This is a genomic window from Pseudomonas sp. MWU12-3088, from assembly GCF_023242405.1.
Classification (GTDB): Bacteria; Pseudomonadota; Gammaproteobacteria; order Pseudomonadales; family Pseudomonadaceae; genus Aquipseudomonas; species Aquipseudomonas kribbensis.
Window position 1 is genome coordinate 20,191 of record NZ_JALJEA010000012.1, and the last position, 15,810, is coordinate 36,000.

The window sequence follows — 15,810 nt, forward strand, 5'->3', positions numbered from 1 at the left end:
TCTATATGGAGAACGATAGTGGAAGACCTCAACACCCTCTATTACTTCACTCAAGTGGTGGAGCATCACGGCTTTGCCGCCGCTGGTCGCGCGCTGGACATCCCCAAGTCGAAACTCAGCCGACGCATCTCGGAGCTCGAAGAACGCCTTGGTGTTCGCCTGCTGCATCGCACCAGCCGGCATTGCTCGCTGACCGAAATCGGCCAGGCTTACTACCAGCGCTGCCTGGCGATGCGGGTTGAAGCCGAGAGCGCCGCCGAGCTGATCGAGCGCAATCGCTCCGAACCTCAGGGGCTGGTACGCCTGAGCTGCCCGACGGCGCTGCTCAATTCCTGGGTCGGGCCGATGCTCACCCGCTACATGCTCAAGTACCCACTCGTGGAAGTGTTCATCGAGAGCACCAACCGTCGGGTCGACCTGCTGCACGAAGGTTTCGACATTGCGCTGCGCGTGCGCTTTCCGCCACTGGAAAACACCGACATGGTGATGAAGGTGCTCGGCAACAGTACCCAATCGGTGGTCGGCAGCCCGATGTTTGCCGAGCGTTTGTCGTCACCGCCCTCGCCGGCCGATCTCAATGGTTTGCCGAGCCTGCATTGGGGTGCGGCACAACGTGAGTATCAATGGGATCTGCTCGGCCCGAACGGCGCTTCGGCGCAGATCCGGCACACGCCAAGGCTGGTCACCGATGATCTGATTGCCCTGCGTCAGGCGGTGATTGCCGGAGTCGGCATCGCGCATCTGCCGAGCGTGGTCGTGCGCGAAGACATCGCGGCAGGACGCGTGGTGGAGTTGATTCCGGGCTGGGCACCGAAATGCGGGATCGTGCACGCGATCTTTCCTTCGCGCCGGGGACTACTGCCGTCGGTTCGCACCTTGATTGATTTTCTGGGTGATGAGTTTGCTCACAGTGACATCGCTTGAGACCTGCGATTGATTCGTGACTTCTGGTCAACAGTACTTTGCCCCGACAGCGGTTTTTCTCAAGGAAGCAGCAGCGGATACTCCGTCCATTCCCACTGCAACCCTGGAGTTATGCATGTCTGTTCCCGCTTTCGGTCTTGGTACGTTTCGCCTGCAAGGTCAGGTGGTCATCGATTCGGTGAGCACCGCCCTCGAGCTGGGTTACCGGGTCATCGACACCGCGCAAATCTACGAGAACGAAGCCGAGGTCGGCCAGGCCATCGTCGCCAGCGGCATCCCTCGCGACGAATTGTTCATCACCAGCAAGATCTGGATCGCCAACTTCGCCAAAGACCGTCTGATCGAGAGCCTCAAGGAGAGTCTGCAAAAGCTGCAGACCGACTACCTCGACCTGACGCTGATCCACTGGCCGTCGCCGGAAGATCAGGTGTCGGTGGAAGAGTTCATGGGCGCCCTGCTGGAGGCCAAACGCATGGGCCTGACCCGGCAGATCGGTGTGTCCAACTTCACTATCGACCTGATGAAACAAGCCATCGCAGCGGTTGGCGCAGAAAACATCGCCACCAACCAGATCGAGCTGCACCCGTACCTGCAAAATCGCAAGGTCGTGGAATTTGCCCAGAGCCTGGGCATCCAGATCACCTCCTACATGACCCTGGCCTATGGCGAAGTGCTGAAGGATCCATTGATTGTCGACATCGCCCAGCGCCTGCAAGCCACCCCGGCGCAAGTCACTCTGGCGTGGGCGATGCAATCGGGTTACGCGGTGATTCCGTCGTCGACCAAGCGCGCCAACCTGCAAAGTAACCTCGGCGCCACCGCGCTGACGCTGAGCGACGCCGATATGGCGCTGATCGACACACTGGATCGCGGCCATCGCCTGACCAGCCCTCAAGGCATCGCGCCGCAGTGGGACTGACCACTCAGGCTTGAAGTTGCTGCGCGAGGTCGTGCATGGCCACGCGCAGCAATTCGATAGCAATGTTCAATGCGGCCTCGGGCTCACCGTCCCCGCAGGCCTGTTCGAGTACCCGGCACGCCGAAACCACGCGCTCGGCCCCGATCACATGCGCCCCGCCTGTGATGTGATGTGCCAGATCCTTCAGACCTGCACGATCACCTTCCCGCCCTGACACCTCCAGACGCTCCAGATCGCTGTGCAGACTGCTCAGCACCTCCTCACGCAACTGCCCGATCAGCGGGTTGTCTGCACCCGCCAATTGCAACAGCGAACTCAGATCGAACCCGGTCAATACCTGGTCCTCCGCTCCTGCGACCTGTATTTCGTCGGGCTCTGCAGCCATCAGCGCCAGGTTCAGTTCCCGCAGCAAAACCGGTTTGAACAGACAATCATCCATTCCGGCTGCCAGGCATCGCTGTTTTTCCTCCAGCTGTGCATTGGCGGTATACCCCAGAATCAGACAAGGCACCCTGCCCGCTGCCGTCTCTTCTTCGCGAATCGCTCGCGCCAGGTCATAACCGTTGAGCCCGGGCAAGTTAATGTCGGTGATCAGCGCATCGAAAGTTTGACCGCGCCACAGATCCAGCGCCTGTTCACCACTCCCGATGTCGACAACGCGATGCCCAAGCTCGCTCAACTGCCGACACAGCAGCAGACGATTTACCGGGTGGTCGTCCACCACCAGTACATCCAGCGGCTTTGCCGCCGTCACTGTCGGTGTCGCAACGTTCTCCTGAGCGGGCGACTCCAGCACGGGCAGTTCCAGGCGCAGCATGACTTGTGTGCCTCGTCCGGGTTCGCTGGTCATCCACAAGTCGCCGCCCATCATCCGGCACAGGCTGCGGCTGATCACCAGCCCCAGACCGGAACCGCTGCGGGCCGACAACGACTGGCTGCCGACCTGCACAAACGGGCTGAACAAGCGCTGCTGATCTTCGGCACTGATGCCCCGGCCGCTGTCCTCAATGACAACACCGATTTCCAGCAGCCCGTCCCGCTCGGCGAACACTCGCAGTCGCAGGCTCACGTCGCCTTCATCGGTAAACTTGATCGCATTGCTCAGCAGATTCGACAACACCTGTTTGAAACGCAGGGCGTCGAGCAGCACCTCGACATTGCTGCGCTCATCCAGTTCGACATGCCACGACAACTGCTTCTGGTGCGCCACTCCTTCGAAAATCCGACACACCGACAACACCGACTCACGCAGTTTGACGCGTTCGGGAGCCAGCGACAGTTGACCCGACTCAATGCGTGCAATGTCGAGAATATCGCCGATCAATGCCAGCAGTTGCTGCCCCGCCGTGGACGCCACCTGGATAGCCCCACGGTCGGTCACGCCTTCATCGGCATGCTTGAGCGCCAGTTCGAGCATGCCCAGCAAGGCATTCATCGGCGTACGGATTTCGTGACTCATGACTGCCAGAAAGGTGCTCTTGGCCCGGTTGGCGTCATCCGCCGCGTCCTTGGCTTCCTGCAGTTGAAGCAGCCATTGCTGGCGCTGGCGAATCTGCCGGCGCTGAAAGCCGATCCAGCCCAACGCCAGCAGCAACAACCCGGACGCACCGGCGAATCCAAGCAGGATCTCCCGTCGATGGCGCTGCCAGTAACTGTCATCGGCAACCGCGTCACGGCCCCAGCGCTCGACCAGATCGTCGAGTTCCTTGGGGGCAATGCTCAGCAGCGCCTTGTTCAGAATCGAATGCAACACCACGGCATCCGGTGCGGTGGCCAATGCAATCCGGGCGGGCTGATCCCCCACCGTACCGACGATCCGGGTGCGCCCCCGGTACTGGCGGGAGATCAGATAGCGCGCCACCATCAACGAACTCAGCGTGGCATCGGCCTGCCCGCTGACAATCGCCTCCATCCCGGCTGCCGGACTTGGTACTTCGACCAATCTGAGCTGCGGTACTCGCTCCAGCAGATAGTCGCGCAACGGGTGACCGCGATAGATTGCCAGCCGTTTGCCGGCCATGTCGTCCAGGGTTCTCACGCCCGACGCCGATGCCCCGCTGACCAGCACGAACGGATTGTTCAGATAGGCCCGGGAAAAACGCATTTCGAGTTCACGCTCGCTGCTGGGTGTCACCACGGGCAGCAGATCAAGTTCCCCGGCCTTCAATTGTTCGATCTGTCGGTCCAGTGACCGCCCACGAACGATCTCGAACTTCAGGCCGCTGCGCTGACTGATCAGGCTCAACAATTGCGCCGTAAGCCCCTGCAGTTTTCCCTCGGCATCAAAGTACGTCAACGGGGCGAAATCCTCGATCGCACCGACACGTACGCTCGGATGCCGGTCGAGCCACGCTTGTTCACTGCCGCTGAGACTTACCCGCGCTTGTCCCGACATGTCCGCACGCCCGGCACTCCAGCGCAGTTCCATGGCCAGGCGTTGCTCCATGGGAATGGCCAGCAAGGCCTTGTCGACCAGTCGTTTCAAGCGTGTGTTGCTGCGAGTCAGGGCAAAAGCGAAGGGGTTGGCGTCAAGGCCCGAAGGGCCGGCCAGCTGCAGGTCGTTGTGGAAGTTGATGTTGATCAGATAGCTGGCACTGATGAAGTCACCGAGGTACAGGTCATCCCGCCCGAATGCCACGGCGCCGAGGGCATCGAGAATCGAGCGATAACGCTGCAAGGTGGCTTTCGGGAAAGCCTTCTGGATGATCGAAGCCGGCAGGTAGTCATCCACCATGGCGATGCGTTTGCCTGCCAGGTCATCGGGCAACGGCTCGTCGAGCCGGGTCACCCACATCGGCTGATCTTCGGCGTAGGCGCGGGACAACATCAGCTCGGGATCGGCAATCTCATAGTTGTTCGAGGTGCCCAGCAAGTCCAGTTCGCCGGCCTTGAGCGCAGCCATGGCGCTTTCGCGGTCGGGGTAGCACCAGACCTCGATCCGGACATTCAGCACCTGTGCGATCGCGTCGGCGTATTCGGCCGTGAGGCCTTCCAGTTCATGCCGGTTGCGGGTCAATTCAAAGGGAGGATAGTCCGGCCCGGAGGCGCCGATGCGTAATACCGGGTGTGCCCGGAGCCACTGTTGATCCTGCTCGTCGAGGCGAACCTGCACGCCCTCCAGCCGGGTGCGAGAGATGATTTCCAGTTTTTGCACAGCCCCGAATGCCTGCACCGCGCTTGCCAAAAGGAAGATCATCAGAAGAATGCATCGCAGCGGCCTCATCATCGGGCAGCCTCTCAAAGCAGATGGTTGCGTCTGGCGAACTCGCGCAACACCACCAGTGAGCTGACCCCAAGCTTCAGCATCAGGCGGGTCTTGTAGGTACTGATGGTCTTGTGGCTCAGGTTCATCTCCTGAGCGATGTCCTTGTTGGGCTTGCCATGCGCCAACTGCACGAGAATGTGTAACTCGCGATTGGACAGTCCTTCGATTTGCTGTCGCTCGTCACTGTGCACATTGGACTGCCCTGCGTTGACTTCAGGCAATTCCTGGAAATAGCTGTAACCCGAACGGACAGCCTTGATCGCACTCTGCAACTGCTGCAACTCGGCAGACTTGGCCACAAAAGCCATTGCACCTGCACGTCGGCAACGCACCAGGTAGCTGTGCGGGTCGGCCGATGAAAAAATCACGATTTTGCAGACCAGCCCGAGGGCATTGATCCGGTCCAGCACTTCAAGCCCTCCCATGCCCTTGAGCTTCAGATCGAGCACGATCAGTTTCGGCGCGTGTGCACGGATCATCGGCACCACGTCGATGCCACTCGAAGCGACATGAATCGGTTTATAGCCCAGTGACTCCAGAACCATTCTGACGGCACCGACAACCACCGGGTGATCGTCGACGATCAATGCTGAATCCATGATCACTCCCGGGCGAATACATGACGATGACGCCACCGAACTAGCATGAACGGGACTATTGGTAGCTGCGCTACGACTGTTACACGGGACGCAAGGCGAAACACCTGTCAGACCTGACAGTTGCGCTATCGGCCGATCTGTGATCTGGCGCTCCATCACGCAAGGGATTTTGCCGGGCACTCATGCGATGAGCGCACCCGGGAAGCCTCGACCGACGCCATCAACTGTGTGATGGCGCTCATTGAGGGCAGCACGGCGTCGCAGGTGGTGATCTTTGGCCGAAAGTATCCGGGAAAATCCGATGAGTTCAGCGCTTCGCCATAGACCAGTGCATGCCGGACCTGCGCCAGATCGAACAGGAATCCGTGCAGATCCGGCATTCCACCTGCCAGTTGAGAATCGGTCACCAGTACGTCGAACGGCTCGCAGCCGAAATCGATCAGTGACAGCAGTTCGGTGAAGGTCTGCACCGGTGCAATGCGGTAGTAATCGAGGGCATTGAACATCCGCTCGATCTTCATCCGGTGAAAGTGCCGGGTGTCGGCGATCAAAATACGCAAGGTTTTGTCGGCCATCGTGGAAGTCCCGCCAGTCGCTTCAAGTGGCGGCAAGACTACCCAAGCATCGAGGCTTGCTCTGTAGGACTATTCCGAAAATAACCGTCACTCATCCGGATTGACGGCCACCCATGCCATTGCCCGACGACGGGTGTTCGCCAGGTTACTCGGTGGTACTCGGACTCCAGAACGCCTGCACCACCAGGTTCGACGTGGAAATCCGCTTCACCAGTGCGTCCAGTTCATCACCGTCCACCGATGTCGTTGCGAGCGTCGCTTCAATCTCGATTTCGTCGGCACCAAAGGCGTGCACATCGACGTCACTGGCCGGGTAGTTGCTGCGTTCGAGCTCGGCCTCGAGCAAGGCGAACACCGCGGTCTGCTGCGAGCGCCGGGCGATCACGTAGACGATGTTGGTGACTTCCGCCGAAACCACGTCCAGCGGCTGGCGGTTGATGTTGTTGACGATCGGCCGCAGCAAGGTATTCGCGGCGAGAACGAACAAGGTGCCGAGCACGGCTTCGGCCAGCAGGTCGGCACCGGCACAGGCGCCGACCGCTGCCGAGGTCCAGAGCGTGGCGGCGGTGTTGAGACCGCGCACGTTGCCCTCTTCACGCATGATCACACCGGCGCCGAGAAATCCGATCCCGGACACCACGTAGGCGACCACCCGCACCGCACCTTCGGCTCCGCCGAGACGGTTGGCCATGTCGACGAAAATCGCCGCACCGACCGCCACCAGCACGTTGGTGCGCAAGCCCGCCGTGCGTTGCCGGTACTGGCGTTCGAAGCCGATCAGGCCGCCGAGAATGAAAGCCGCGCTGAGGCTGACCAGAGTGTCGAGCAGCGAATCGAGGTTGATGTTGTTGATGGCTTGCATGTTGAACTCCTTGAAACCGCCCCCCTTGCTCCCACAAGGGGGGGAATCATTCCTGTTACTGCCAGCCGAAACGGCGGATGTAGAAGCCTTTAACGGCCTGGGTCAGTGCCATGTACGCCAGCAGGATCACCGGCAGGAACACGAAGTACATCGACGGCAGCGCCTGCAGTTTGAAGTAGTGCGCCAGCGGCCCCATCGGCAGGAAGATGCCCACGGCCATGATGATTCCGGTCATCACCAGCAGCGGCATGGCCGCGCGGCTTTGCAGGAACGGAATCTTCGGCGTGCGGATCATGTGCACGATCAGCGTCTGGGTCAGCAATCCCACCACAAACCAGCCGGACTGGAACAACGTCTGGTGATCCGGGGTGTTGGCATCAAACACGTACCACATCAAGGCGAACGTTGTGATGTCGAAGATCGAACTGATCGGGCCGAAGAACAGCATGAAGCGTCCGACATCCCCGGGCTGCCAGCGTTGCGGCTGTTTCAGCATTTCGTCGTCGACGTTATCGAACGGGATCGCGATCTGCGAAATGTCATACAGCAGGTTCTGCACCAGCAGGTGCATCGGCAGCATCGGCAGGAACGGAATGAACGCACTGGCCACAAGTACCGAGAACACGTTGCCGAAGTTCGAGCTGGCGGTCATTTTGATGTACTTGAGCATGTTGGCGAAGGTCCGACGCCCTTCCAGCACGCCCTCCTCCAGCACCATCAGGCTCTTTTCCAGCAGGATGATGTCGGCCGCTTCCTTGGCGATGTCCACCGCGCTGTCCACGGAAATACCGATGTCCGCAGTGCGCAGGGCCGGCGCGTCGTTGATGCCGTCGCCCATGAACCCGACCACGTGGCCGTTACCCTTGAGGATGCGCACGATGCGCTCCTTGTGGGTGGGCGTCAGTTTGGCGAACACGTTGGTGGTTTCAACGGCCACCGCCAGTTGCGCGTCGCTCATGCGTTCGATGTCGTTGCCCATCAATAGGCCTTGCTGGGCCAGGCCTACTTCACGGCAGATCTTGGCAGTCACCAGCTCGTTGTCGCCGGTCAGCACTTTTACCGCCACGCCGTGTTCGGCCAGCGCTTTGAGCGCCGGTGCGGTGCTTTCCTTCGGTGGATCGAGGAATGCCACGTAACCGATCAGCGTCAGCTCCTGCTCGTCGCCCAGGCTGTAGGTGTCGCGACCTTCAGGCATCGACCGTGCCGCCACCGCGACCACACGCAAGCCTTCAGCGTTGAATGCTGCTGTTACCTGACGAATTCTCGCCAGCAATTCATCGCTCAAGGCTTCGTCGACTTCACCGTGACGAACCCGGGTGCACACCGACAACACTTCTTCCACCGCGCCTTTGCAGATCAACTGATGCGGTTGGCCGTGGCCTTCGACCACCACCGACATGCGCCGGCGATTGAAATCGAACGGGATCTCGTCGACCTTGCGAAACGCCGTGCCGACCTTCAGTTCACGGTGGACTTCCACGTGTTCCAGTACCGCCACGTCGAGCAGGTTTTTCAGGCCGGTCTGGTAGTAGCTGTTCAGATAAGCCATTTCCAGCACGTCATCGGAGTCTTCGCCCCAGACGTCGACATTGCGCGCCAGGAAGATCTTGTCCTGGGTCAACGTGCCGGTCTTGTCGGTGCACAGCACGTCCATGGCGCCGAAGTTCTGGATTGCGTCCAGGCGTTTGACGATGACTTTCTTGCGCGACAGGAACACCGCGCCTTTGGCCAGGGTCGAGGTGACGATCATCGGCAGCATTTCCGGGGTCAGGCCCACGGCGATCGACAGTGCGAACAGCAGCGCTTCGGTCCAGTCGCCCTTGGTGAAACCGTTGATGAACAACACCAGCGGCGCCATGACGAACATGAAGCGGATCAACAGCCAGCTGACTTTGTTCACCCCTTGCTGGAACGAAGTCACCGCCCGATCGGTTGCCCCGACCCGCAGCGCCAGCGCACCGAAATAGGTGCTGTTGCCGGTGGTGAGAATCACCGCCACCGCTGTCCCGGACACCACGTTGGTGCCCATGAACAGGATGTTGTCCAGCTCCAGCGGGTTGCGCGTATCGCGATCCGCCTGGCGGGGGAATTTCTCCACCGGCATCGATTCGCCGGTCATCGCGGCCTGGCTGACGAACAGATCCTTGGCGCTGAGCACCCGGCAATCGGCGGGAATCATGTCGCCGGCCGACAGCACGATCAGATCGCCCGGCACCAGTTGCTTGATCGGCAGCTCGGTGCGCGGCGCATCCCGGCGCAGCACCGTGGCGGTGTTGCTGACCATCGCCTTGAGCGCGTCCGCCGCCTGGTTGGATTTGCTCTCCTGCCAGAAGCGCAGCAGGGTCGAGAGCACCACCATCGAGAAGATCACGGTGGCGGCTTTCAGGTCATCGGTCAGCCACGAGATCACCGCCAACAGGGTCAGCAGCAGGTTGAACGGGTTTTTGTAGCAGTGCCACAGGTGAGTCCACCATGGCAGCGGTTGCTCGTGCTCGACTTCGTTGAGGCCATGCTGTGCACGCAGCACATCGACTTCGAAATCGGTGAGGCCATCAGTGTGCGTGCCGAGATTCGACAGCAGCACGCCGCTGTCACAATGGGCGGCGTCCACCAGCGTGTTGGCCAGGGTGGGCGGCACTTCACGGCTGACCGTGGTGTCGCGAAGACTTTCCAGCACGGCCAGACGACGGAAGTGCCGGGCGATGTGACGGGTCCGCAGGAAGCCTGCGAAAAATTCCTTGAGCGTAAGTTTCATGGCTGTTGCCCCTATGGTCAGCCGGGAAACCGTCAAGCAGGTACGTCCAGCCCTCTTGCACCGAAAAATCCGGCACGGCAAGGGTTGGCGCGCCGGTCAAAAAAGACAGGCGTGTCGATAGGGCTGCGATTGCGACAATGAAGTCGAAACCACGCTCTTTTCAGCGTCGATGAGAAGGACGTCGGGACATGGTCTCAGCTGACCATGATCGGGATGCCGCTGCTCGCTGTTCGGCGAGACAACGGCACAAAGGAATGCGCGTTATCTTGCCGAGAATCTGCCGGTTACAAGGACCGGCCGACAACTGTCACTCGAACAAGTACCCACTGTGGGTCTCCGCTATTGATGAAAACGCGCGAAGCTTACGCCCCGATGCCTGGAGAGTAAACCCGTAAAAGGAATGAGGTTGGGGGATGTGGAGGTCATTCAGGAAGGGTTCAGGATTGACCCGGAAACGACTCCCGCGCTCGGCGCGGGAGTCATCAGGAAGTCATCAGCTGGCAGTGGCCAGCAACAAATCCATCACCGAACGGCTGTGCCCGCGATTCTTGCCATGCTCATACAGCGAGCCGGCAATTTCGTCCGCGCGGATCGGCAGGATCGACAGCAGCGTATCGCTCAGACCATGGCTGGCCTGGCAGAAGCCCTGCATGTACAGACCGGCCTTGCAGCGCTCGTCGGTGATCAGTTTGTAGTTGCGATCGACCTCGAAGTCGCCCAGGTACTCTTCCAGCGGCGCCAGCAGTTTGCGGTGCATCTGACGCTCGTAACCGGTGGCCAGCACCACGGCGTCGTAGACGCGCACAGTGACTTCACCCGTGGCGTTGTTGCGCACCGCCAGTTCGATGCCGCGCTCGGTAGCGGTGGCTTTCTCGACGGTGGTCAGGGTGCGGAACGCATGACGGGCAACACCGGAGACTTTCTGGCGGTAGAAGATGCCGTAGATGCGCTCGATCAGGTCGATATCGACCACCGAGTAGTTGGTGTTGTGGTACTCGTTGACCAGACGTTCACGCTCGCTGCTCTTCTGCTGGAAGATCAGGTCGGTGAATTCCGGCGAGAACACTTCGTTGACGAACGGGCTGTCGTCCGCCGGCTTCAGCGCCGAGCCGCGCAGGATCATGTCGACCTGCACCGACGGGAACGAATCGTTCAGATCGATGAAGGCTTCCGCCGCGCTCTGGCCGCCGCCGATGATCGCGATGCTCATCGGCTGGTTGTTGACGCACGGTTGTTTGGCCATTTCGGCCAGGTACTGCGAGTGGTGGAATACCCGGGCATCGCCCTTGAGCGCCTTGAAGGATTCCGGAATGCGCGGCGTACCGCCGGCGCTGACCACCACCGAACGCGCAGTGCGCACGAATTGCTGGCCGTCGGTGCCACGGGAAATCACCCGCAACGCTTCGACCTGATGGTTGTGCAGTACCGGCTCGATAGTCAGCACTTCTTCGCCATAACGGCTCTGTTCGGTGAACTGCGCGGCGACCCAGCGCAGGTAGTCGTTGTACTCCATGCGGCACGGGTAAAAGGTGCCGAGGTTGATGAAGTCCACCAGACGACCGTGGTGCTTGAGGTAATTGACGAACGAGTACGGGCTGGTCGGGTTGCGCAGGGTCACCAGATCCTTGAGGAAGGAAATCTGCAATTCGCTCTGGGTCGACAGCGTATTGCCGTGCCAGCTGTAAGTCGGTTGCTTGTCGAGAAACAGCACATCCAGCTCGCCGAGGGTCGGAGCACGCTCCTGCAGAGCGATGGCCAGCGCCAGGTTCGAAGGGCCGAAACCGACGCCGATCAGATCGTGAACGATGGGCGATGCAATTGCCTGTGTCATTTCCAGTGTCCTCTGGATGAACCCCCGAACAGCGCGGAGGAAGAGCTTGGGTGACCGGCCGGCCCGGGACAGGACAACAGGTCGTCTGTTGAGTAGGAACGAGGACAGTGAAATAAAATTTAACGCAGGGGCTTCAGTGGGCATCCCATTGCTTGATTCGCTGGCGGCAATGCTTCATGGCATTGACGATGTGCTTTTCCACCAGGGCCTTGGAAATGCCAAGGTGTTCGGCGATCTCGGGATGGGACATGCCTTCGATCTTGCGCAGCAGAAAACTGTCGCGGCACAGTGGCGCAAGCTCGGCCAAGGCGCGTTGCAACATGTCCAGGCGCTGGCCGTGGTCGAGGGTGCTGTGGGGTGACGGGGTGAAATAGCGCTCTTCGCTGTCGAGCACTTCCAGCGATTCGACCTGACGCAGGGCATTGCGCCGATGATCGTCGATCACCAGATTCAGCGCGGTGCGATAGAGGAAGGCCCGGGGTTGTTCGATCGGCGTATCGCTGGAGCGCTCCAGGACCCGCACATAGGCGTCATGCACCACATCTTCGGCCACCTGTCGGTTGCCGAGCTTGGCGTTCAGGAAACACACCAGCTCGCGATAGTAGTTTTCCAACATGACTCCCGGCCGCTTGAGTGCGGGTCCTGTCCTTGAGCACACCGTTTTTTCGGGCCCCGCGAAGCGGTAGCACGATGGTGGCAACGTGAGGCGCGTAATTTATAGTAATTCTCATATAGATTTAAAGTAGTGATTCTCCTTCGCTGACAAATAGCCCGCTCCGGCAACCTGTAACTTCGTGTGTGAACAGTTAAATTCCCTTGCACATGCATCGTTTACAGGACAGCTCCCCCGTGTCTGTCGTGCCTTGCGACAGCGTTCAGCGACCGACCGAACCTGTTCACCTGCTGAACGACGGGCCGAATTCCACTGGCCGGAACCCTGCATGAAACGTCCCCTCCCCGCCCGCCGTGCCCTGTTCGTTGCCCTTTGCCTGATCCCCGTCATCGCGGTTGCCGCGTGGCAAGTACTGCCGCCCGGCCGTGAAACGCTTGCCACCGTTCAAGTGACCCGTGGCGACATCGAAAACAGCGTGACCGCCCTGGGCACCCTGCAGCCACGTCGCTATGTGGATGTCGGTGCGCAGGCGTCCGGGCAGATCCAGAAAATTCATGTCGAGGCCGGTGATGTGGTCAAGGAAGGCCAGTTGCTCGTGGAAATCGATCCCTCCACGCAAAAGGCCAAGCTCGACGCCGGCCGGTTCTCCATCGAGAACCTGAAGGCGCAGTTGCAGGAACAACGCGCCCAGCATGAGCTGGCGCAGCAGAAATACCAGCGCCAGCAGAAACTCGCTGCCGGGGGCGCCACCCGCGAGGAAGACGTCCAGACCGCCCGGGCCGAAGTACGCGCCACCCAGGCCCGGATCGACATGTTCCAGGCACAGATCCGTCAGGCCCAGGCCAGTCTGCGCAGTGACGAGGCCGAGCTTGGCTACACACGCATCTACGCGCCGATGTCCGGCACCGTGGTGGCCGTGGGCGCCCGGGAAGGCCAGACACTCAACGCGCAACAACAGACCCCGCTGATTCTGCGGATCGCACGGCTTTCACCGATGACCGTGTGGGCCGAGGTTTCCGAAGCCGACATCGGTCACGTCAAGCCGGGCATGACGGCTTACTTCACGACCCTCAGCGGCGGCAGCCGGCGCTGGAGCAGCACCGTGCGGCAGATCCTGCCGGTGCCGCCGCGTCCGCTCGAACAAAGTCAGGGCGCCAGTCCCACCAGCGGTCGCAGCGGCAGCGAACGGGTGGTGCTTTACACGGTATTACTGGATGTCGAAAACACCGACAACAGCCTGATGACCGACATGACGGCCCAGGTGTTCTTTGTTTCACAACAGGCGCAAAACACCCTGACCGTGCCCACCGCCGCCCTGCAGCGCAGCAGCCGTGCAGACTGGCAATCGGCGCAGGTCGTCGCCGCCAATGGCGAGATTCAATCCCGGGAAGTCCGGATCGGCATCCGCGACCGCTTGCGCACGCAAATCCTCGAAGGGCTTGCCGAAGGCGATCACGTCCTGAGCAGTCCGGCCACCGGCAACGGAGGCTGAATGCAAACGCCCCTGATTGACCTGCGACAGATCCGCAAAGCCTACGGCGGCGGCGACAGCCCGCTGGTGGAAGTGCTGCGCGGCATTGATCTGTCGATTCATGCCGGCGAATTCGTGGCGATCGTCGGTGCCTCCGGCTCCGGCAAATCGACACTGATGAACATCCTCGGCTGCCTCGACCGTCCCAGCAGCGGCGAGTATCTGTTTGCCGGGGAAAATGTCGCCCGGCTGGACACTGACGCCCTGGCCTGGCTGCGCCGCGAAGCGTTCGGATTCGTGTTCCAGGGTTATCACCTGATTCCGTCCGGCTCGGCCCAGGAGAACGTCGAGATGCCGGCGATCTATGCCGGCACACCGGCCGCCGAACGTCACGTCCGGGCCCACGCCCTGCTCACCCGCCTGGGCCTCGGCAGCCGCACCGCCAACCGCCCGCACCAGCTTTCCGGCGGACAGCAGCAGCGGGTGTCGATTGCCCGTGCACTAATGAATGGCGGCCACATCATTCTTGCCGACGAACCCACTGGCGCGCTGGACAGCCACAGTGGCGCCGAGGTCATGACCCTGCTCGATGAACTGGCGGATCAGGGCCACGTGGTGATTCTCATCACCCACGACCGCGAAGTCGCGCAACGCGCCAAGCGCATCATCGAAATCCGTGACGGCCTGATCATCAGCGATACCGCCGACCCGCAATCATCGGCCACAACCACCGCCGGCTCCGGCACATTGCAAGCCGTGGACCTGCGCGAGCGCCTGACCACCGGCAGCACCCAGAGCGGCGCCTGGAAAGGCGAACTGGTGGATGCCGTGCAAGCGGCCTGGCGCGTCATGTGGGTCAACCGCTTCCGCACCGCGCTGACCCTGCTGGGGATCGTCATCGGCGTCGCGTCCGTGGTGGTCATGCTGGCGGTGGGCGAAGGCAGCAAGCGCCAGGTGATGGCGCAGATGGGGGCATTCGGCTCCAACATCATCTATCTCAGCGGCGCTGCGCCCAACCCGCGCACACCGCCGGGCATCATCACCCTCGATGACGTCGCCGAACTGGCCGCCCTGCCTCAGGTTGAACGCATCATGCCGGTCAACGGTGCGACCGCCGGCGTGCGTTTCGGCAATGCCGACCACACCAGTTACGTGGGCGGTAACGACACCAACTTCCCGACCATCTTCAACTGGCCAGTGATCCAGGGCAGCTATTTCACCCAGGCCGATGAAGACAGCGCCGCGGCCGTCGCGGTGATCGGGACCAAGGTGCGCGACAAGCTGCTCAAGGATGTCGCCGACCCTGTCGGTCAGTACATCCTGATCGAAAACGTGCCGTTCCAGGTCCTCGGTGTACTCGCGGAAAAAGGCTCCAGCTCCGGCGACTCGGACAGTGACAACCGGATCGCCGTGCCCTACTCCGCCGCCAGCATGCGCCTGTTCGGCAGCCGCAATCCGGAATACGTGGTGATTGCCGCGCGGGATGCGCGCCGGGTCAAGGAAGCCGAGCACGCCATCGAACAATCGATGCTGCGCCGGCACAACGGGAAGAAGGATTTCGAGCTGACCAACAACGCCGCGATGATCCAGGCCGAGGCTCGTACCCAGGGCACGCTGTCGCTGATGCTCGGGGCGATTGCCGCCATCTCCCTGTTGGTGGGCGGTATCGGCGTGATGAACATCATGCTCATGACCGTGCGCGAGCGCACCCGGGAAATCGGCATCCGCATGGCCACCGGCGCCCGTCAGCGCGACATCCTGCGCCAGTTCCTGACCGAAGCCGTGATGCTATCGGTGGTCGGCGGCATTGCCGGCATCAGCCTGGCGATGCTGGTCGGCGGCGTGCTGCAACTCAGCGGTGTGGCCATGGCGTTCCAGTGGATCGCCGTGATCGGCGCCTTCGGTTGCGCGCTGGCCACCGGTGTCATCTTCGGCTTCATGCCGGCCCGCAAGGCCGCCCGGCTCGACCCGGTCAAGGCCCTCACCAGTGAATGAT

Annotated in this window: 11 protein-coding genes; 4 read left to right on the plus strand and 7 right to left on the minus strand. The window is 61.2% G+C overall.

Features of this window, described 5'->3' with window-relative positions; translation table 11 throughout:
* The first annotated feature begins 15 nt into the window (after positions 1 to 15).
* Positions 16 to 924 (plus strand): LysR substrate-binding domain-containing protein, encoded by a 909-nt coding sequence (locus tag M5B98_RS24155; RefSeq protein WP_248744275.1) that lies wholly within the window; start codon positions 16 to 18, stop codon positions 922 to 924.
* A gap of 115 nt (positions 925 to 1,039) precedes the next feature.
* Positions 1,040 to 1,843 (plus strand): 2,5-didehydrogluconate reductase DkgB, encoded by an 804-nt coding sequence (gene dkgB / locus M5B98_RS24160; RefSeq protein ID WP_248744209.1) that lies wholly within the window; start codon positions 1,040 to 1,042, stop codon positions 1,841 to 1,843.
* A gap of 4 nt (positions 1,844 to 1,847) precedes the next feature.
* Here dkgB and M5B98_RS24165 read toward each other — a convergent pair whose 3' ends face one another.
* From M5B98_RS24165 to M5B98_RS24195, 7 genes are all read right to left on the minus strand, one after another.
* A complete protein-coding gene (locus M5B98_RS24165; protein ID WP_248744210.1) occupies positions 1,848 to 5,039 on the minus strand; it encodes an ATP-binding protein in 3,192 nt (1,063 codons plus the stop codon).
* A gap of 41 nt (positions 5,040 to 5,080) precedes the next feature.
* On the minus strand, positions 5,081 to 5,707 hold the full coding sequence (locus tag M5B98_RS24170; RefSeq protein ID WP_248744211.1) for a response regulator transcription factor: 627 nt from the start codon (positions 5,705 to 5,707) through the stop codon (positions 5,081 to 5,083).
* Between the two features lie 155 nt (positions 5,708 to 5,862).
* Positions 5,863 to 6,282 (minus strand): chemotaxis protein CheY, encoded by a 420-nt coding sequence (locus M5B98_RS24175; RefSeq protein WP_248744212.1) that lies wholly within the window; start codon positions 6,280 to 6,282, stop codon positions 5,863 to 5,865.
* A 145-nt stretch (positions 6,283 to 6,427) separates the two neighbouring features.
* Positions 6,428 to 7,144, minus strand: a complete 717-nt coding sequence (locus tag M5B98_RS24180; protein WP_085711975.1) for an MgtC/SapB family protein — start codon at positions 7,142 to 7,144, stop codon at positions 6,428 to 6,430.
* A 55-nt stretch (positions 7,145 to 7,199) separates the two neighbouring features.
* Entirely contained in the window at positions 7,200 to 9,899 is a 2,700-nt protein-coding gene (mgtA, locus tag M5B98_RS24185; RefSeq protein WP_248744213.1) for a magnesium-translocating P-type ATPase, read from the minus strand.
* Between the two features lie 493 nt (positions 9,900 to 10,392).
* Positions 10,393 to 11,730, minus strand: coding sequence for a lysine N(6)-hydroxylase/L-ornithine N(5)-oxygenase family protein (locus M5B98_RS24190; RefSeq protein WP_248744214.1), 1,338 nt, complete (start codon positions 11,728 to 11,730; stop codon positions 10,393 to 10,395).
* 133 nt (positions 11,731 to 11,863) lie between these two features.
* Complete coding sequence (locus M5B98_RS24195) at positions 11,864 to 12,346, minus strand: sigma-70 family RNA polymerase sigma factor (RefSeq protein WP_192553190.1); 483 nt, start codon at positions 12,344 to 12,346, stop codon at positions 11,864 to 11,866.
* A 325-nt stretch (positions 12,347 to 12,671) separates the two neighbouring features.
* Between M5B98_RS24195 and M5B98_RS24200 the strand changes: the two genes are divergently transcribed.
* Positions 12,672 to 13,835, plus strand: a complete 1,164-nt coding sequence (locus M5B98_RS24200) for an efflux RND transporter periplasmic adaptor subunit (RefSeq protein WP_114882081.1) — start codon at positions 12,672 to 12,674, stop codon at positions 13,833 to 13,835.
* Positions 13,836 to 15,809, plus strand: a complete 1,974-nt coding sequence (locus tag M5B98_RS24205) for a MacB family efflux pump subunit (protein ID WP_248744215.1) — start codon at positions 13,836 to 13,838, stop codon at positions 15,807 to 15,809. It begins immediately after the preceding gene.
* Position 15,810 lies beyond the last annotated feature (1 nt).